This is a genomic window from Streptomyces sp. NPDC096176 (genome assembly GCF_044763255.1).
Classification (GTDB): domain Bacteria; phylum Actinomycetota; class Actinomycetes; order Streptomycetales; family Streptomycetaceae; genus Streptomyces.
Map to the genome: position 1 here is coordinate 1 of NZ_JBIWFV010000019.1, position 16040 is coordinate 16040.

Consider the following 16040-nt stretch of genomic DNA (forward strand, 5'->3'; position numbering starts at 1 on the left):
ACCGCGTAGTACGCCTCGTGGACGGAGCGGACGATGTCGGGCCGGGTGACGTTGAGGACCTCGTTGCAGCCCTCGAGGTCCTGGAAGTCCTCGAGCGTCGGGTCCTGGGCCTGCAGCATGGTGCCCATCGCCCCGTCGGCCACCACCACCCGGGTGGCGAGCGCCTGGCGCAGGGCGTCGATACGGGTCCGGCTGTCAGCGGAGGGGGTCGGCAACGAGGCCATGGATGTGCTCCCTGGGATGCGACGGCTGTCGGCTTTGCGGCTTCCGGGGGGAAGGCGCACGCAGCCAGCGTAGCGGTGCGGGCCCGTCGGGGGCGGAGGCGTCCCACGGGCCGGACTGAGTCCGGCTCAGCGGCTTTTTCACTGACCTGCGGCACGAGATACTCGGTCCGCCGTGACCAAGGTCGGCATCGACCGATAGTGTTCAGCATTGTCGAACCGCGTGGAGAAGGGCCGATCCGATGGCGAAGAACATCCAGTCGCTCGAGCGCGCGGCTGCCATGCTGCGGCTGCTCGCGGGCGGTGAGCGGCGTCTGGGCCTGTCGGACATCGCGTCGTCACTGGATCTCGCCAAGGGTACGGCCCACGGCATCCTGCGCACCCTTCAGTCGGAGGGTTTTGTCGAGCAGGACGCCGCCTCCGGCCGCTACCAGCTGGGCGCGGAGCTCCTGCGGCTCGGCAACAGCTATCTCGACGTCCACGAGCTGCGGGCCCGCGCCCTCGTCTGGACCGACGACCTCGCCCGGTCCAGCGGCGAGAGCGTCCACCTCGGCGTTCTGCACCAGCACGGCGTGCTGGTCGTGCACCACGTCTTCCGGCCCGACGACAGCCGGCAGGTCCTTGAGGTGGGAGCCATGCAGCCGTTGCACTCCACCGCCCTCGGCAAGGTACTGGCGGCCTACGACCCAGTGGCGCACACAGAGGCGCTGGAGGTCGAGCGCAAGGCCTTCACACCGAATACGGTCACCGACCCCGAGGGATTCGAGTCAGTACTCGAGCACGCCAGGGCCCGCGGCTGGGCGGCCGATGTGGAGGAGACCTGGGAGGGCGTGGCCGCCGTCGCCGCCCCGATCCACGACCGGCGCCGCATGCCGGTGGGGGCGGTTGCCATCACGGGCGCCGTCGAGCGCGTGTGCAACGACGGAGAACTGCGTTCCGAGCTGGTGGCGGCGGTACGGGACTGCGCTCGCGCGGTTTCCAGGGACCTCGGGGCCGGGCGCTTCTGATCGCTCGGCCGCGTCGCCGGTAACGATCCGGTTTTCGCCCGACGCAACCCTTGACGCCATGTTTACCGGAGGACAAAACTGCCGTTCACCGGTCGGCATTGTCGAACAGCTAACGGCAATACACGCTAGAGTATGGCAACGCCAGGCCGGGAGAACGCCCTCTGCTGAGGGCGCGGACCACCGGAGGGACCCGGGGTTCGCCTTCCCCCTGGACGAAGGACAAAGGAGTCGCGGGTGTCCAACTCCGACATCTTCATCGGCGAGATCATCGGTACCGCCGTTCTCATCCTGCTCGGCGGTGGCGTCGTCGCCGCCGTCGTGCTCAAGCGCTCGAAGGCTCAGAACGCCGGCTGGCTGGCCATCACCTTCGGGTGGGGCTTCGCGGTCCTGACCGCGGTCTACATGACCGGAGCCCTTTCCGGCGCCCACCTCAACCCGGCCGTGACCCTCGGCATAGCGATCAAGGACAACGACTGGGGCACCGTCCCCGTCTACATCGCGGGCCAGCTCCTCGGCGCCATGATCGGTGCGGCTCTCGTCTGGGTCGCCTACTACGGCCAGTTCCACGCGCACCTCACGGACCGCGAGATCGTGGGCGACCCGGCCGACAAGGCGATCGAAGGCCCGCACGCGGAGGGCAGCGGCAAGGCCGGCCCCGTGCTCGGCGTCTTCTCCACCGGCCCCGAGATCCGCAACGTCTGGCAGAACCTCGCGACCGAGATCATCGGCACGGCCGTGCTCGTCCTCGCAGTGCTCACGCAGGGCCTCAACGACAGCGGCAAGGGCCTCGGCCCGCTCGGCGGACTCATGGTCGCCCTCGTCGTCGTCGGCATCGGTCTCTCGCTCGGCGGCCCCACCGGGTACGCCATCAACCCCGCCCGCGACCTGGGCCCGCGCATCGTGCACGCCCTGCTCCCGCTGCCGAACAAGGGCGGCTCCGACTGGAGCTACGCCTGGATACCCGTCGCCGGTCCGCTGATCGGTGCAACCATCGCCGCGGGTATCTACAACATCGCGTTCGCCTGAGCCGTTCGAGCAGCACGAGCCGTATACACGACAGACCCGAGCAGGAGCAGACCGTGACCGACGCACACACCACCGGCCCGTTCATCGCGGCCATCGACCAGGGCACCACCTCCAGCCGCTGCATCGTCTTCGACAAGGACGGCCGGATCGTCTCCGTCGACCAGAAGGAGCACGAGCAGATCTTCCCGAAGCCGGGCTGGGTGGAGCACGACGCCGCCGAGATCTGGACCAACGTCCAGGAGGTCGTGGCCGGCGCCATCGAGAAGGCGGGCATCACCTCCGCCGACGTCAAGGCCATCGGCATCACCAACCAGCGCGAAACGACGCTGCTGTGGGACAAGAACACCGGTGAGCCCGTCCACAACGCCATCGTCTGGCAGGACACCCGCACCGACGCCCTGTGCAAGGAACTGGGACGCAACGTCGGCCAGGACCGCTTCCGTCGTGAGACCGGCCTGCCGCTTGCCTCCTACTTCGCCGGTCCGAAGGCCCGCTGGCTGCTCGACAACGTCGAGGGCCTGCGGGAGCGCGCCGAGCGTGGCGAGATCCTCTTCGGCACCATGGACTCCTGGGTCATCTGGAACCTGACCGGCGGAGTCGACGGCGGAGTGCACGTCACCGACGTCACCAACGCCTCGCGCACCATGCTGATGAACCTCCACACCATGGAGTGGGACGACAAGATCCTGCAGTCCATGGAGGTCCCGGCGGCGATCCTGCCGGAGATCCGGTCCTCCGCCGAGGTGTACGGGCTCGCCAAGGGCGGCGCCCTGGACGGCATCCCGGTCGCCTCCGCACTCGGCGACCAGCAGGCGGCCCTGTTCGGCCAGACCTGCTATGGGAAGGGCGAGGCCAAGTCCACCTACGGCACCGGCACCTTCATGCTGATGAACACCGGTGACGAGCCCGTCAACTCCTACAACGGCCTGCTGACCACTGTCGGCTACCGCATCGGCGACCAGAAGGCGGTGTACGCCCTCGAGGGCTCGATCGCCGTCACCGGCTCGCTGGTGCAGTGGATGCGCGACCAGATGGGCCTGATCAACTCGGCCGCCGAGATCGAGACCCTCGCGTCCTCGGTCGAGGACAACGGCGGCGCCTACTTCGTGCCGGCCTTCTCCGGCCTGTTCGCCCCGTACTGGCGCTCCGACGCCCGCGGTGTGATCGCCGGACTGACCCGGTACGTCACCAAGGCGCACATCGCCCGCGCCGTTCTCGAGGCCACCGCCTGGCAGACCCGAGAGATCACCGACGCCATGACGAAGGACTCCGGCGTCGAGCTGACCGCACTCAAGGTCGACGGCGGCATGACCTCCAACAACCTGCTGATGCAGACCCTCTCGGACTTCCTGGACGCACCGGTCGTGCGCCCGATGGTCGCCGAGACGACCTGCCTCGGCGCCGCCTACGCCGCCGGCCTGGCCGTCGGCTTCTGGCCGGACACCGACGCGCTGCGCGCCAACTGGCGCAGGGCCGCCGAGTGGACCCCCCGCATGGACGCTGACAAGCGTGACAGCGAGTACAAGAGCTGGCTCAAGGCCGTGGAGCGGACCATGGGCTGGCTCGACGAGGAAAACTGACGAGGAGCAAGAATGACCACCCTGCAGAGCGTCCCCGCCCCTGGGACGCACCCGGCCTCCGGCTCGGCTGTGTCTTCCCTCAAAGCAGCGGGCCGCGCCGAAACTCGGGAGCAGCTTTCCAAGGCGACGTACGACCTCCTGGTGATCGGCGGCGGCATCCTGGGCATCTCCACCGCCTGGCACGCCGCGCAGTCCGGGCTGCGGGTGGCCCTGGTGGACGCCGGCGACTTCGCCGGCGCCACCTCCTCCGCCTCCTCCAAGCTCCTCCACGGCGGTCTGCGCTACCTGCAGACCGGCGCGGTGAAGCTGGTGGCGGAGAATCACTTCGAGCGGCGCGCGGTCTCCCGCCAGGTGGCCCCGCACCTCGCCAACCCGCTCACCTTCTACCTGCCCGTCTACAAGGGCGGGCCGCACGGCGCGGCGAAGCTCGGCGCGGGCGTCTTCGCCTATTCGGCGCTCTCCGCGTTCGGTGACGGCGTCGGCCACGTCATATCGGCGGCGAAGGCGCAGCGGGACGTGCCGGAGCTGCGTACGGAGAACCTGAAGGCCGTCGCCGTCTACGGCGACGACCAGATGAACGACTCGCGCATGGCGCTGATGACGGTCCGCGCGGCCGTCGAGTCGGGCGCGACCGTCCTCAACCACGCCGAGGTCACCGGGTTGCGCTTCACCCGGGGCCGGGTGACCGGCGCGGAGCTCAAGGACCGTACTGACGGCACCGAGTTCGGCGTCACCGCCCGCCTGGTGCTCAACGCCACCGGCCCCTGGGTCGACCACCTGCGCAGGCTGGAGGACCCGGAGGCGGCCCCGTCGATCCGGTTGTCCAAGGGTGCGCACCTGGTGCTCAAGCGCACCTCGCCGTGGAGGGCCGCGCTCGCGACGCCCATCGACAAGTACCGCATCACGTTCGCCCTGCCGTGGGAGGACATGCTGCTGCTGGGCACGACCGACGAGGAGTTCGAGGGCGACCCGGCGGATGTCGCGGTCAACGACAAGGACGTCACGCAGATCCTGGACGAGGCCGCGTTCTCGATCCGGGACCAGCAGCTGTCCCGCGACCTGATCACGTACTCGTTCGCGGGTCTGCGCGTGCTGCCCGGCGGACCCGGCGACACGTCCAAGGCCAAGCGCGAGACGGTCGTGACCGAGGGCCGCGGCGGGATGCTGTCGGTGGCCGGCGGCAAGTGGACGACGTTCCGCCACATCGGCCGCACGGTGATGAACAAGCTGGCGACCCTGCCGGGCCGCCCGCTCGCCGAGGACATGGAGCCGATCGCGCACCTGCCGAAGAAGCTCCCGCTGCCCGGTATCGCCAACCCGAACGCGGTCGCGCACCGTCTGCTGGTCGACGGGGGCACCCCCGGCCCGCGGATGGCGGCCGACACGGCCCGTCACCTCGCCACCCACTACGGCTCGCTGTCGTTCGACATCGCCCGCCTCGCCAACGAGGACCCGGCGCTGGCCGAACGCATCCACCCGGACGCGCCGGAGATCTGGGCACAGGTCGTGTACGCCCGCGACCACGAGTGGGCCGAGACGGCGGACGACGTACTGCGCCGCCGTACGACGCTGACGATCCGCGGTCTCGCGACGGACGAGATCCGCGGCCGGGTCGAGGACGTGCTGGGTCGCAAGGCCTGATCCGGTTCGTTTCCCGTCACGCACGAGGGCGGCCCCCCGGGGCCGCCCTCGTTGTAGGCTCAGACATCCGATGTCTGTCTTCCGTGTGGTGAGGGTACGACGCCATGGCAGTGACCGACGAGGCCATCGAGAAGATCAAGGGGATGATCGTCTCCGGCGCGCTGCGCCCCGGCGACCGCCTGCCGAAGGAGAGCGAGCTCGCGGCCCAACTCGGCCTGTCCCGCAACTCGTTGCGCGAGGCGGTGCGTGCGCTGTCGCTCATCCGCGTCCTCGATGTACGCCAGGGCGACGGCACATACGTCACGAGCATGGACCCCCAACTGCTGTTGGAGGCACTGGGCCTCGTCGTCGACTTCCACCGGGACGACGACACGGTGCTTGAGTTCCTCGCCGTGCGCCGCATCCTGGAACCTGCCGCCACGGCGATGGCGGCGAGCCGGATCTCCGCTGCCGAACTGGACGCACTCGACGCGCAGCTCGACGCACTCGGCACCGAGCCGTCCGTCGAGGAACTCGTCGCGGCGGATCTGGACTTCCACCGGGGCATCGCTCAGGCGTCGGGCAATTCGGTGCTCCGCTCACTGCTGGGCGGCCTCTCCGGGCCGACCACAAGCGCTCGAATCTGGCTCGGCGTCACCCAGGAGGACGCGGTCAGCCGCACGCTCCACGAGCACCGGGCGATCCTGTCGGCGCTGCGCGACGGGGACGGGGAGGCGGCGCGGTCGTGGGCGACGGTGCATGTCGCAGGCGTCGAGCAGTGGCTCCGCTGCACGCTGTAGCGCCCCGAAGTTTCGCCACACAGCTCGGATGAATCCGCGAGTTCCGTGCCCGGCGCTGCGATGTTTGTGCGACCGCACCCAAGTTCACCCAGCCGTGCACGGGGGCTGCGGTGCGGGACGGGGAAAGCCGTAAGGTTGGGGCGTACGAAAGGGAACTTCGGAAGGAGGCACTGGGTGATCGAGCTCGAGGGGGTGCCCGAGCTGATCGACCCGGTCATGGTGGCCGCGTTCGAGGGCTGGAACGACGCAGGCGACGCCGCCTCCACCGCGGTCGCACACCTGGACCGGGAGTGGAAGGGCGAGGTGTTCGCGGCGCTCGACGCCGAGGACTACTACGACTTCCAGGTCAACCGGCCCACGGTGTGGCTGGACGGCGGAGTACGGAAGATCACCTGGCCCACCACACGGCTCTCCGTGGTCCGGATCGGCGGCGACAAGCCTCGCGACCTCGTACTGGTCCGGGGCATCGAACCGTCCATGCGCTGGCGCTCGTTCTGCAACGAGATCCTGGGCTTCGCCCATGAACTGGGCGTCGAGATGGTGGTGATCCTCGGCGCACTGCTCGGCGACACCCCGCACACCCGCCCGGTCCCGGTCAGCGGGATCACCTCGGATCCGGACCTGGCGAGGACGATGGACCTCGAGGAGACCCGGTACGAGGGGCCGACGGGCATCGTCGGCATCCTCCAGGAGGCCTGCACCCATGCCGGCGTGCCGGCCGTGAGCCTGTGGGCGGCCGTGCCGCACTACGTCTCGCAGCCGCCCAACCCCAAGGCGACGCTGGCCCTGCTCAACCGGCTCGAGGACCTCATCGGCGTACGTATCCCGCTGGGCGAACTCGCGGAGGACGCCCGGGCCTGGCAGCTTGGAGTCGACCAACTGGCCGCGGAGGACAGCGAAGTCGCCGAGTACGTCCAGACGCTGGAGGAGGCCCGCGACACCGCGGAGCTGCCCGAGGCGTCCGGTGAGGCCATCGCCCGCGAGTTCGAGCGGTATCTGCGCCGGCGTGACGGCGGAGGGCCCGGCGGTCACGCGACGGACGGCGGTGAGGGCAGCTCGTATCTGCGCGACCCGGCGAGCGGCCGCACCAAGCCCCCGCTGCCTCCGAAGCCGGAGATGGGCACGGGCACGCCCGCGGAGTCCGGCGGCGACACCGGGGAGCAGCCACCCCGCGCCGCGGACAGCGGCGAAGACGGCGACGGCGACGGCGACGGCGGGCGCAACGACCGCGAGGACGACGGCAGCAGCGGCGACACCCCGGGATCGTCGGAGAGCTGAGCCGTAGGGGGCGCAGACGGAGCGGGGTGGCGCCGGACGACCGGCGCCACCCCGCTCCGCTTTCTCAGGGACGTTCAACTTCCGTAAGAGGGCGCAGAAGTGGCGGCGGCTCACCCGGCCGTGACCGGAGCGACAGGGCCCACGCGAAAGCCCAGGGCCCCACCCGACACCTCTGGGTGCCGGGCGGGGCCCTGAAGACGAGTTGCAGCGAAGGCGGGTTGCAGCGAGGCCAGTTACAGCGCGACGCCAAGCAGAGCGTCGACCGCCCTGGAGACCATCCCGGGCGCGCCTTCGTCCGTGCCGCCCGTGGACTGCTGGAGCGCGGCCCATCGGTCCACCGCCGCGAGCGCCGAGGGTGCGTCGAGATCGTCGGAGAGAGCCTCGCGGATCTCCTCGACCAGCGCTTCGGCGGACGGTCCGTCAGGACGGGACACGGCCGCGCGCCAGCGCGCGAGACGCTCCACCGCGTCCTGGAGCACCGCGTCGGTCCACTCCCAGTCGGCCCGGTAGTGGTGGGAGAGCAGCGCCAGCCTTATGGCGGCGGGGTCGACGCCGTCGCGCCGCAGCTTGGAGACGAAGACGAGGTTGCCCTTGGACTTGGACATCTTCTCGCCGTTGAGGGCGACCATGCCGGCGTGCACGTACGCCTTGGCGAACGGGTACTCACCGGTGAGCGCCTGGGCGTGCGAGGCGCCCATCTCGTGGTGCGGGAAGGCGAGATCGGAGCCGCCGCCCTGCACGTCGAAGCCCATGCCGAGGTGGTCGAGCGCGATGGCGACACACTCGATGTGCCAGCCGGGGCGGCCGCGGCCGAGCGAGCCGCCGTCCCAGCTCGGCTCGCCCTCGCGGGCGGCCGTCCACAGCATCGGGTCGAGCGGGTTCTTCTTGCCGGGTCGGTCGGGGTCGCCGCCGCGCTCCGCGGAGAGCAGCCGCATGGCTTCGGCGTCGAGGCGGGAGACCTCGCCGAAGTGCGGGTCGGACTCGACGGAGAAGTAGACGTCGCCCTCGAGTTCGTAGGCGGCGCCGACGTCGCGGAGCCGCTCGACGAGCGGGACGATCCCCGGTATCGCCTCGACCGCGCCGATGTAGTGCTGCGGCGGCAGCATCCGCAGCGCGGTCATGTCCTCGCGGAACAGGGCGGTCTCGCGCTCCGCGAGATCCGTCCAGTCGTGCCCGTCGCGGATCGCGCGCTCGAGCAAGGGATCGTCCACGTCCGTCACGTTCTGGACGTAGTGAACCTGCCGCTTGGTGTCGAGCCACACGCGCTGCACAAGGTCGAACGCGTTGTAGGTCGCCGCGTGACCCATGTGGGTCGCGTCGTACGGTGTGATGCCGCAGACGTAGATACGGGCGACGGGACCGGGGTCGAGGGTCACCAGACCGTCGGTCGCGGTGTCGTGGATCCGGAGGTCGCGGCCCTTGCCAGGCAGGGCGGGGACCTCAGAAGCGGGCCAGGCATGCATGTCATGAGCCTAACCGGACGGAGCTTCCGCATACGAACCGGATCACTGGTCCTGGCCGTTTGGGCGCTCTTGTGCTTCCGGCCGCGCTGTGTCTAGACGGGCGGCCAGGGGACTGCCGGCCAGTCCCCCGAGGGCTCCGGGTGCCTGCCGGACGCGAGCAGTGCCGCCACCCGTTCGCGTACGGCGGCGACCTCGGCCGCGGTGAGCAGTTCCGCCAGCCGGGTGGCCAGTGCTCCGCTGTCGGAGAGCGCGGCACCCAGGGCCGCCAGTGCGGCCGTCGCCTCCGCGGGCAACGGCTCCCCCGCCCACCCCCACAGCAGCGTGCGGAGCTTGTCGTCGACGTTGAAGGTGACGCCGTGGTCGATCGCGTAGAGCGTGCCGTCGGCCGTGGGCAGCAGGTGCCCGCCCTTTCGGTCGCCGTTGTTGATCACCGCGTCGAGCACCGCGAGCCTGCGCAGCCGTACGTCGTCCGCGTGGACGAGCAGCGCCGTGCGGCCCTCGCCGATGTCGGCGAAGCCGACCGCCCTCCAACCGTCCCCCGGCTCCTCGTCCTCGACGAGCGCCAGGAGCGCGGCCTCGGGATCCGCCTCGATCCACAGCTGGACCATGCCCTCGCCGTAGGGGCCGTCGCGCAGGACGGTGGGCGGCACAAGACCCCAGCCGGTCGCCTCGGACAGTTCGTACGCCGCCACCTCGCGCTGCGCGAGGGTGCCGTCGGGGAAGTCCCACAGCGGGCGCTCGCCGACGATGGGTTTGTAGACGCAGTGGACTTCCTCACCCTCGTGGGAGGCCGTGCAGTACAGCACCGCGTTCGACGCCTCACGCACCCGTCCGCGGACCGTCAGCTCACCCTTCGACAGGGTCGCGAGCACGTCGGTCGTGCTCAGGCGCCCCGTCGGTATCCGTTCTGCCGCGGGCATACATGTCCTTCCGGATCCAGAGGCAGGCTGCACAGCGGGCACGGCGGCCGGCCGGCGTTCACCACGTCCAGTGCGCGCTTGGCGAACGCCCTGGCCTGTGCGCCGGTGAGGCGCACACGAAGCATCGGCGGGCCGTTCTCCTCGTCCTGCAGCAGCCGCTCCTCGGCCTCCGCGAGGTCCTCGTCGGAGTCCGCCTCGAGTTCCACGAGCGCCTGCGCCTCGACGATCATGCGCTGTTCCTCGCCGTCCCACGCCAGCGCCATCGTGCCGACGCGGAACTCCTCCTCGACCGGGTTGTCGAGCGGCGCGGTGTCGGAGACGTCCGCGGGGGCGACGGCCGGCACCGGCGCGTTGCCCCCGGTGCGGCGCACCACTTCGTCCAGCAGTTCGTCAATCCGCTCGGCGAGGGCGGCGACCTGTGTCTTCTCCAGAGCGACGCTGGTCACGCGCCCTGCGGCGGAGGCCTGTAGGAAGAACGTACGGCGGCCAGGCAGCCCGACCGTACCGGCCACGAAGCGCTCCGGCGGGTCGTAGAGGAACACCTGACGGGACACGTTCTGTCTCCCTTGGGATCGAAAGGATCGGTCGGTTTCTGCGTCGGATTCCGCGTCGGTCCGCGGGGTGGTCTCTGCCTCGTGCGGGTACTCAGCTTTTCGGCCCGTCCACCCTACTGCGCGGAGCGATCACGGTGCGCCCGCACCGCCACCGACGACCGCGTCGCCGCTGTCGCCCTTCTCCTCGGGGCCTTCCGCGCGGGGTGCCAGGGAGCCCAGCTCCCCGGTGTCACCGAGGCGCAGCAGGAACGGCCGGGTGCGGGTGTAGCGGATCGCGGTGACGGAGCACGGCTCGACGTGGATGCGCTGGAACAGGTCGAGATGCAGGCCGAGAGCGTCCGCCACCAGGGACTTGATGATGTCCCCGTGCGAGCACATCACAAAGGCGGCACCCTCGCCGTGCGTCTCGTCGACGCGCGCGTTCCAGTCCCGCACCGCGTCGACCGCGCGGCCTTGCATGGCGCGCATGGACTCGCCGCCGGGGAAGGACGCCGCGGACGGGTGGTGCTGGACGACCTCCATCAGGGGCTCGCCGGCCAGCTCACTGAGCTTGCGCCCCGACCAGTCCCCGTAGTGGCACTCGCCGATACGCTCGTCGGTCTCCATGCGGAGCTCCGGCCGGGCCTCCAGGAGCGGGGCGAGGGTCTCCCGGCAGCGCTCCAGCGGGCTGGAGACCACTGCCGCTATCGGCACACCGGCGAGCCGTCCGGGCAGGGCGGCCGCCTGTGCGGCTCCGCGCTCGTCGAGGCGGACCCCTGGTGTCCAGCCGGCGAGCACCCCCTCGGTGTTGGCGGTGGAACGTCCGTGGCGTACGAGGATCAGCGTGGCCATGGGGGCCAGCCTACGTTCAGCGCCTGCCGGGCGGGCCGGGGGTGTGCTCCGGGGGCGGGCAGGGAAGAATGCGCGCCGTGATTGTGGACTGTGCCATTTACCGAGACGGGTGCCGCACCGAGGGCCCATCCGACTTCTCCGATGCCCTCGACAAGGCACGGGCCACCGGTGACGCGTTCCTGTGGATCGGGCTGCACGAGCCGACGGCGGACGAGTTCGACCATGTCGCCGACGAGTTCGCGCTGCACCCGCTCGCCGTCGAGGACGCACTCACGGCACATCAGCGGCCCAAGCTCGAGGTGTACGACGACTCGCTGTTCGTCGTGCTCAAACCCGTGGTGTACGAGCCGGAGAGCGACTCCGTCACCACGAGCGAGCTGATGGTCTTCATAGGCGACTCGTTCGTGGTGACCGTCCGGCACGGCGAGGGTGCCCCGCTGCACGACGTGCGCGAACGGCTGGAGGCCGAGCCCGCCGTACTCCGGCACGGGCCGACGGCGGTGCTCTACGCGATCAGCGACGCGATCGTCGACCACTACCTCGACGTCGCCGCCGAGCTCCAGGTGGACCTCGAGGAGATGGAGACCGAGGTCTTCGAACCGGCTCGCCTGGACGCGAAGAACACCGCGGCGCGGATCTACACCTTCAAGCGGCAGCTGCTCGAGTTCCGCCGCGCGGCCGGACCGTTGGCGGCGCCCATGGCGCGGCTGGCCGGCGCGGGGGTGCCGTTCGTCCATGAGCATGCGCAGCCGTTCTTCCGCGATGTGAGCGACCATCTGACGCGGGCGAACGAGCAGGTGGAGGGGCTGGACCGGCTGCTGTCGGACATCCTGTCCGCCCACCTCGCGCAGATGGGCGTCCGGCAGAACGACGACATGCGCAAGATCTCGGCGTGGGCGGCCATGGCGGCCGTGCCGACGATGGTGGCGGGGATCTACGGCATGAACTTCGAGTACATGTGGGAACTGAAGCAGCCGTGGGCGTATCCGGCGACGGTGCTGCTCATGGCGGTCGCGGTCGTCGGGCTGTACCGGCTGTTCAAACGGCGCGGCTGGCTCTGACACCGCCGCGGCTGAGCCCGGCGCGGGCCCCTGGCGGAGCCGCGCTCAGCCTGTCGCGGTGGTCGCCGGGCCCACGTAGACGCTCAGGTCGGGTCGGGCCGGCAGACCGGGAAGGTCCAGCCGGCGCCAGCCACGGGCGAACGCCGGCGGCCGGGCCTTCCCCTCCACCACGTAGGCGACCGGCCGTTCGTCCGCGAGTGCGGCGAGGCCCGCCCGGGTGATGCTGCCGTCGTGGCCGCCGGCCTGGCGAGAGGCGCAGCCGGTGCGGAAGGCGACCCGCGGCGCCTCCACCCCGCTGATCACACAGGGCGCGCGGACGCCGTACCGGTGCAGCTCGGCGGTGATCCGGTCGAATGCCTTTCGGTTCTCCCGGCTGCGGTCCACCGCGCCTTGCAGCACGGAGTACTGGATCGTCAGATGACCGGCCAGCGCCAGGGCGAGAACCGTCACGCACAGCGCACGCGGCCGCACTGCCCGGGCGATCCGGCCGAGGCACACCGCGGCCGGCAACGCGAGCAGCGCGTAGGCGGGGAGCAGGAAACGGGGCGCGGCGTACCCGATCAGCAGGAGATACGGCACGGCCAGCGCCAGGCCCGCCAGCGTCGGCACCAGGACGGCCGAGGGGCGGATCACGGAGGGGCGTGCCAGGGGGTCACGCCGTAGGCGTGCAGCGATCACGACGCCCCCGGCGACCAGGAGCGGAAGGACGAACCACCACAGGGCGGTGACCGGCCGCCGCCACGCCACGTCGCAGGGCCGGCACAGCGTCCGGCCGTCCAGCGCACGGATCTGGTCGTCGACGGCCAGGTTCAGTCCGAGGTGGCCCTGGATCTCGCTGGCGCGGCTCAGGCGGGCGGCGAGCCCGCCGTAACCGGCGTAGGCCTCGACGATCCACGGAGCGCATCCGGCGGCCGCTCCCGCCGCGAGCGCCACCAGCAGGACCGGCCGCCGGCCCGTCCGTGGCACCACGGCGACGACGACGAGCGGCGCGACGAGCCAGAAGGCGTCCGTCGGCCGCATGAGCGCGACGAACGCCACGCCCGCACCGGCGCCCAGCAGGCAGGCGCGGTCGGACCGGTCGCGCGCGGCCCGCAGGAAGCAGCCGACGGTGAACAGTGCCCCAAGCGCGACCCACAGGTTGGGCATGACCTGCGGACCGTAGAACACGGTGACCCAGAGTCCGGCGAACAGCCCTCCTGCGAGGGCGACCACACGGGTGGGCAGCAGGGTCCGCCACACCGCGAGTGCCAGGAACAGTCCGGCGCCCGACAGCAGGGCGAGATGGACGCGGAGCGCCTCGACGGAGGAGGTCAGGGCCGTCAGCGGCGCGACCAGGAAGGTGATGCCGCGGGCGCGCGGCGCGCTGAAGAAGGCCGGTTCGGAGCCAGGCGTGACCTGACTGACGTAGACGGTCTCGTCCCAGCCGAGACTCGTCCCCGGGACGGCCATGACCAGCTGGACGAGGGTGTACGCGACGGCCACGGCGGCGATCCACCGCAGGCCTCCCCCGGTGACGGTCTCCGCGCCGGGTCCGCGGCCGCTGCGGGGGCCTGGCCGGACCGGCGCCAGGGCCGGGAACTGTCCCACGTCAGAAGGCGGGTGACGTGGCGGCGGGACCGTCGAGTGCTCCGCGGCGCTCCGGCATCCTGAGGTCGACCATGCGGCGCCAGCCACCGAGCCGCTCGTACGCGTACCGCGCGTGGATACCGGCCGCCAGCAGCGCCGACCTGGCCTTCGACCAGTGCAGCACCCGACCCATGTGCGCCATGACGGCGAGGCTCACATCACGGTGGACCCGGATCTCGGCGAGTGCGGCCTCACGCAGCACACGCCGGACGGTGGGCCCGTGTCCGGCGGCGGTGAGACGGAGCAGCTCCTCGTGGCAGTAGGCCAGGTGGTTGCCCTCGTCCTCGCAGATCATGCGGATGGTCCTGCCGAGCTCCGGATGATCCCCGAAACATCTGACCAGCAGCTCCATCTGGTCGGCGGCCCGCTGCTCGGTCACGCGGCTGTGCGAGAGGTAGACCACGATGTCCTGCTCGGTCAGCGGCTCGTCGCGGCGCAGCTTCTCGTGGGCGAGGCCGATGCCCCGCTGCTCCAGCAGCATCGTGTAGTCGGTCTCGCGCGGCACGGGCACCGGGTCCAACTGTCGCTGCTTGAGCAGCGCGTTGAACAGGCGGCCGTGCTTGTCCTCGTCGGCACCGTGCCGGGTGATCTTCGGGGCCAGCTCACGCATGCTCTCGGGCACGAGGGCGGCGATACGGCCGTTCTCCCAACCTCCCTGGTCCTCACCACTGGCGGCGATGGAGCAGAAGAGCCGGAACGAGTCGTCGCAGTCGACGATCTCCTGGAAGAGACTCCGGGCCGAGAGCATGTCTGCCACCTCCGTCTGGGCCTTGGGGACGTCCGCAAAGAACGAGTCAAATGCGAGACGCCCGGGCGGGCAACAGGTGGCTGTGACGGCTGCACCGAACGGATGAGAGGGTCGGCGGCACACGGCAGTAACCGCCGCGGCCGTCGCGCGTTGTACCGCGTGACGGCCGTGGCGGGGAAGACCCCCGAGCCCCCACCACGGCCGCAGACTTCCCAGGGTCTTCTCAGGCGAGGCCCGCCCGCTCCAGCGCGTCGGTGCCGGCCCGCAGCGCGGTGATCCGCTCTTCGAGCGTGAATCCGGCCGGAGCGAGGGTGAGCGTGGTGACGCCCGAAGCGGCGTAGGCCTGCATCCGGTCGGCGATACGCTCCACGGGCCCGAGCAGCGCGGTCTGGTCGATCAGCTGGTGCGGGACCGCGGCCGCCGCGCCGGCCTTGTCGCCGTCGAGGTACTTGTCCTGGATCTCGGCGGCCTCCTTCTCGTAACCCATGCGCTGCGCGAGCTGGTTGTAGAAGTTCTGCTTGCGGCTGCCCATGCCGCCGACGTACAGCGCGGTGTACGGCCGGAACATGTCCGCCAGGCCGTTCACGTCGTCGCCGACCGCGAGGGGCAGGGTCGGGCACACGTCAAAGCCGTCCATCGTCTTTCCGGCCTTCTCGCGACCCGTACGGATGTGCCGGAGCGCGGTGTCCTCGATGTGGTCGGCAGAGGGGAAGATCAGCAGGGCGCCGTCGGCGATCTCACCGGTCTGCTCCAGGTTCTTGGGGCCGATCGCCGCGATGTAGAGCGGGATGTGCTCGCGCTGCGGGTGGACCGTGAGCTTGATGGGCTTGCCGGGCCCGTCGGGCAGCGGCAGCGTCCAGTGCTCGCCCTGGTAGGACAGACGCTCGCGGGACATGGCCTTGCGTACGATCTCGACGTACTCGCGGGTGCGGGCGAGCGGCTTGTCGAACTTGACGCCGTACCAGCCCTCGGAGACCTGCGGCCCCGAGACGCCGAGGCCGAGGCGGAAGCGACCGCCGGACAGCGAGTCGAGGGTGGCCGCGGTCATCGCGGTCATCGCGGGCTGACGGGCCGGGATCTGCAGGATCGCGGAGCCGACGTCGATGCGCTCGGTCTGGGCGGCGACCCAGCTGAGCACGGTGGGGGCGTCGGAGCCGTACGCCTCCGCGGCCCAGCAGACGTCGTAGCCGAGCCTGTCGGCCTCCTGTGCGACGGCGAGGTTGTCGCCGTCCATGCCCGCGCCCCAGTAGCCGAGGTTGATGCCGAGCCGCATAACCGCTCCCTCTTACTGATCAGTAACGTGCC

General features: G+C 70.8%; 15 protein-coding genes. 7 read left to right on the forward strand and 8 right to left on the reverse strand.

Going from position 1 to position 16040, the window contains the following annotated elements:
* Nucleotides 1-224, reverse strand: a 224-nt coding sequence (locus ACIQ7Q_RS32750) for a homocysteine S-methyltransferase family protein (protein WP_403870351.1), incomplete at its 3' end; no start/stop codon positions are given.
* Between the two features lie 239 nt (nt 225-463).
* Here ACIQ7Q_RS32750 and ACIQ7Q_RS32755 point away from each other — a divergent pair.
* The 6 genes from ACIQ7Q_RS32755 to ACIQ7Q_RS32780 all read left to right on the forward strand — a co-directional run bounded on the left by ACIQ7Q_RS32755 (nt 464) and on the right by ACIQ7Q_RS32780 (nt 7532).
* Entirely contained in the window at nt 464-1228 is a 765-nt protein-coding gene (locus ACIQ7Q_RS32755; protein ID WP_403870354.1) for an IclR family transcriptional regulator, read from the forward strand.
* Between the two features lie 234 nt (nt 1229-1462).
* Complete coding sequence (locus ACIQ7Q_RS32760; protein WP_403870357.1) at nt 1463-2254, forward strand: MIP/aquaporin family protein; 792 nt, start codon at nt 1463-1465, stop codon at nt 2252-2254.
* A 53-nt stretch (nt 2255-2307) separates the two neighbouring features.
* On the forward strand, nt 2308-3834 hold the full coding sequence (glpK, locus tag ACIQ7Q_RS32765; RefSeq protein ID WP_403870360.1) for a glycerol kinase GlpK: 1527 nt from the start codon (nt 2308-2310) through the stop codon (nt 3832-3834).
* A 12-nt stretch (nt 3835-3846) separates the two neighbouring features.
* Nucleotides 3847-5475 (forward strand): FAD-dependent oxidoreductase, encoded by a 1629-nt coding sequence (locus tag ACIQ7Q_RS32770; RefSeq protein WP_403870362.1) that lies wholly within the window; start codon nt 3847-3849, stop codon nt 5473-5475.
* A 104-nt stretch (nt 5476-5579) separates the two neighbouring features.
* Complete coding sequence (locus tag ACIQ7Q_RS32775; protein ID WP_403870365.1) at nt 5580-6254, forward strand: FadR/GntR family transcriptional regulator; 675 nt, start codon at nt 5580-5582, stop codon at nt 6252-6254.
* Between the two features lie 174 nt (nt 6255-6428).
* Nucleotides 6429-7532, forward strand: coding sequence for a PAC2 family protein (locus ACIQ7Q_RS32780; RefSeq protein WP_403870368.1), 1104 nt, complete (start codon nt 6429-6431; stop codon nt 7530-7532).
* A gap of 233 nt (nt 7533-7765) precedes the next feature.
* On the opposite strand, the gene mshC is transcribed toward ACIQ7Q_RS32780, so the two are convergent.
* From mshC to ACIQ7Q_RS32800, 4 genes are all read right to left on the reverse strand, one after another.
* Complete coding sequence (mshC, locus tag ACIQ7Q_RS32785) at nt 7766-8995, reverse strand: cysteine--1-D-myo-inosityl 2-amino-2-deoxy-alpha-D-glucopyranoside ligase (protein WP_403870371.1); 1230 nt, start codon at nt 8993-8995, stop codon at nt 7766-7768.
* Between the two features lie 92 nt (nt 8996-9087).
* A complete protein-coding gene (locus ACIQ7Q_RS32790) occupies nt 9088-9915 on the reverse strand; it encodes an SCO1664 family protein (protein WP_403870374.1) in 828 nt (275 codons plus the stop codon).
* On the reverse strand, nt 9879-10469 hold the full coding sequence (locus ACIQ7Q_RS32795) for a DUF3090 domain-containing protein (RefSeq protein ID WP_403870377.1): 591 nt from the start codon (nt 10467-10469) through the stop codon (nt 9879-9881). The genes ACIQ7Q_RS32790 and ACIQ7Q_RS32795 overlap by 37 nt, the downstream gene beginning before the upstream one ends.
* A gap of 129 nt (nt 10470-10598) precedes the next feature.
* Complete coding sequence (locus ACIQ7Q_RS32800; RefSeq protein ID WP_403870380.1) at nt 10599-11300, reverse strand: histidine phosphatase family protein; 702 nt, start codon at nt 11298-11300, stop codon at nt 10599-10601.
* A gap of 68 nt (nt 11301-11368) precedes the next feature.
* Here ACIQ7Q_RS32800 and corA point away from each other — a divergent pair, with 68 nt between their 5' ends.
* Nucleotides 11369-12361 (forward strand): magnesium/cobalt transporter CorA, encoded by a 993-nt coding sequence (gene corA, locus ACIQ7Q_RS32805; RefSeq protein WP_403870382.1) that lies wholly within the window; start codon nt 11369-11371, stop codon nt 12359-12361.
* Nucleotides 12362-12406: 45 nt separating this feature from the next.
* Here the strand turns inward: corA and ACIQ7Q_RS32810 are convergent, their stop codons facing one another.
* The 3 genes from ACIQ7Q_RS32810 to ACIQ7Q_RS32820 all read right to left on the reverse strand — a co-directional run bounded on the left by ACIQ7Q_RS32810 (nt 12407) and on the right by ACIQ7Q_RS32820 (nt 16008).
* Complete coding sequence (locus ACIQ7Q_RS32810; protein WP_403870385.1) at nt 12407-13948, reverse strand: hypothetical protein; 1542 nt, start codon at nt 13946-13948, stop codon at nt 12407-12409.
* A gap of 1 nt (nt 13949) precedes the next feature.
* Nucleotides 13950-14735, reverse strand: coding sequence for a ferritin-like domain-containing protein (locus ACIQ7Q_RS32815; RefSeq protein ID WP_403870388.1), 786 nt, complete (start codon nt 14733-14735; stop codon nt 13950-13952).
* Nucleotides 14736-14958: 223 nt separating this feature from the next.
* Entirely contained in the window at nt 14959-16008 is a 1050-nt protein-coding gene (locus tag ACIQ7Q_RS32820; RefSeq protein ID WP_403870390.1) for an LLM class F420-dependent oxidoreductase, read from the reverse strand.
* Between the last annotated feature and the right edge of the window lie 32 nt (nt 16009-16040).

What these genes read in the sequence shown, in the direction of transcription:
- ACIQ7Q_RS32755 (WP_403870354.1), top strand. Translation starts at nt 464, where the DNA reads ATGGCGAAGAACATCCAGTCGCTCGAGCGCGCGGCTGCCATGCTGCGG.
- ACIQ7Q_RS32770 (WP_403870362.1), top strand. Translation starts at nt 3,847, where the DNA reads ATGACCACCCTGCAGAGCGTCCCCGCCCCTGGGACGCACCCGGCCTCC.
- ACIQ7Q_RS32775 (WP_403870365.1), top strand. Translation starts at nt 5,580, where the DNA reads ATGGCAGTGACCGACGAGGCCATCGAGAAGATCAAGGGGATGATCGTC.
- mshC (WP_403870371.1), bottom strand. Translation starts at nt 8,995, where the DNA reads ATGCATGCCTGGCCCGCTTCTGAGGTCCCCGCCCTGCCTGGCAAGGGC.
- ACIQ7Q_RS32790 (WP_403870374.1), bottom strand. Translation starts at nt 9,915, where the DNA reads ATGCCCGCGGCAGAACGGATACCGACGGGGCGCCTGAGCACGACCGAC.
- ACIQ7Q_RS32800 (WP_403870380.1), bottom strand. Translation starts at nt 11,300, where the DNA reads ATGGCCACGCTGATCCTCGTACGCCACGGACGTTCCACCGCCAACACC.
- corA (WP_403870382.1), top strand. Translation starts at nt 11,369, where the DNA reads ATGCGCGCCGTGATTGTGGACTGTGCCATTTACCGAGACGGGTGCCGC.
- ACIQ7Q_RS32815 (WP_403870388.1), bottom strand. Translation starts at nt 14,735, where the DNA reads ATGCTCTCGGCCCGGAGTCTCTTCCAGGAGATCGTCGACTGCGACGAC.
- ACIQ7Q_RS32820 (WP_403870390.1), bottom strand. Translation starts at nt 16,008, where the DNA reads ATGCGGCTCGGCATCAACCTCGGCTACTGGGGCGCGGGCATGGACGGC.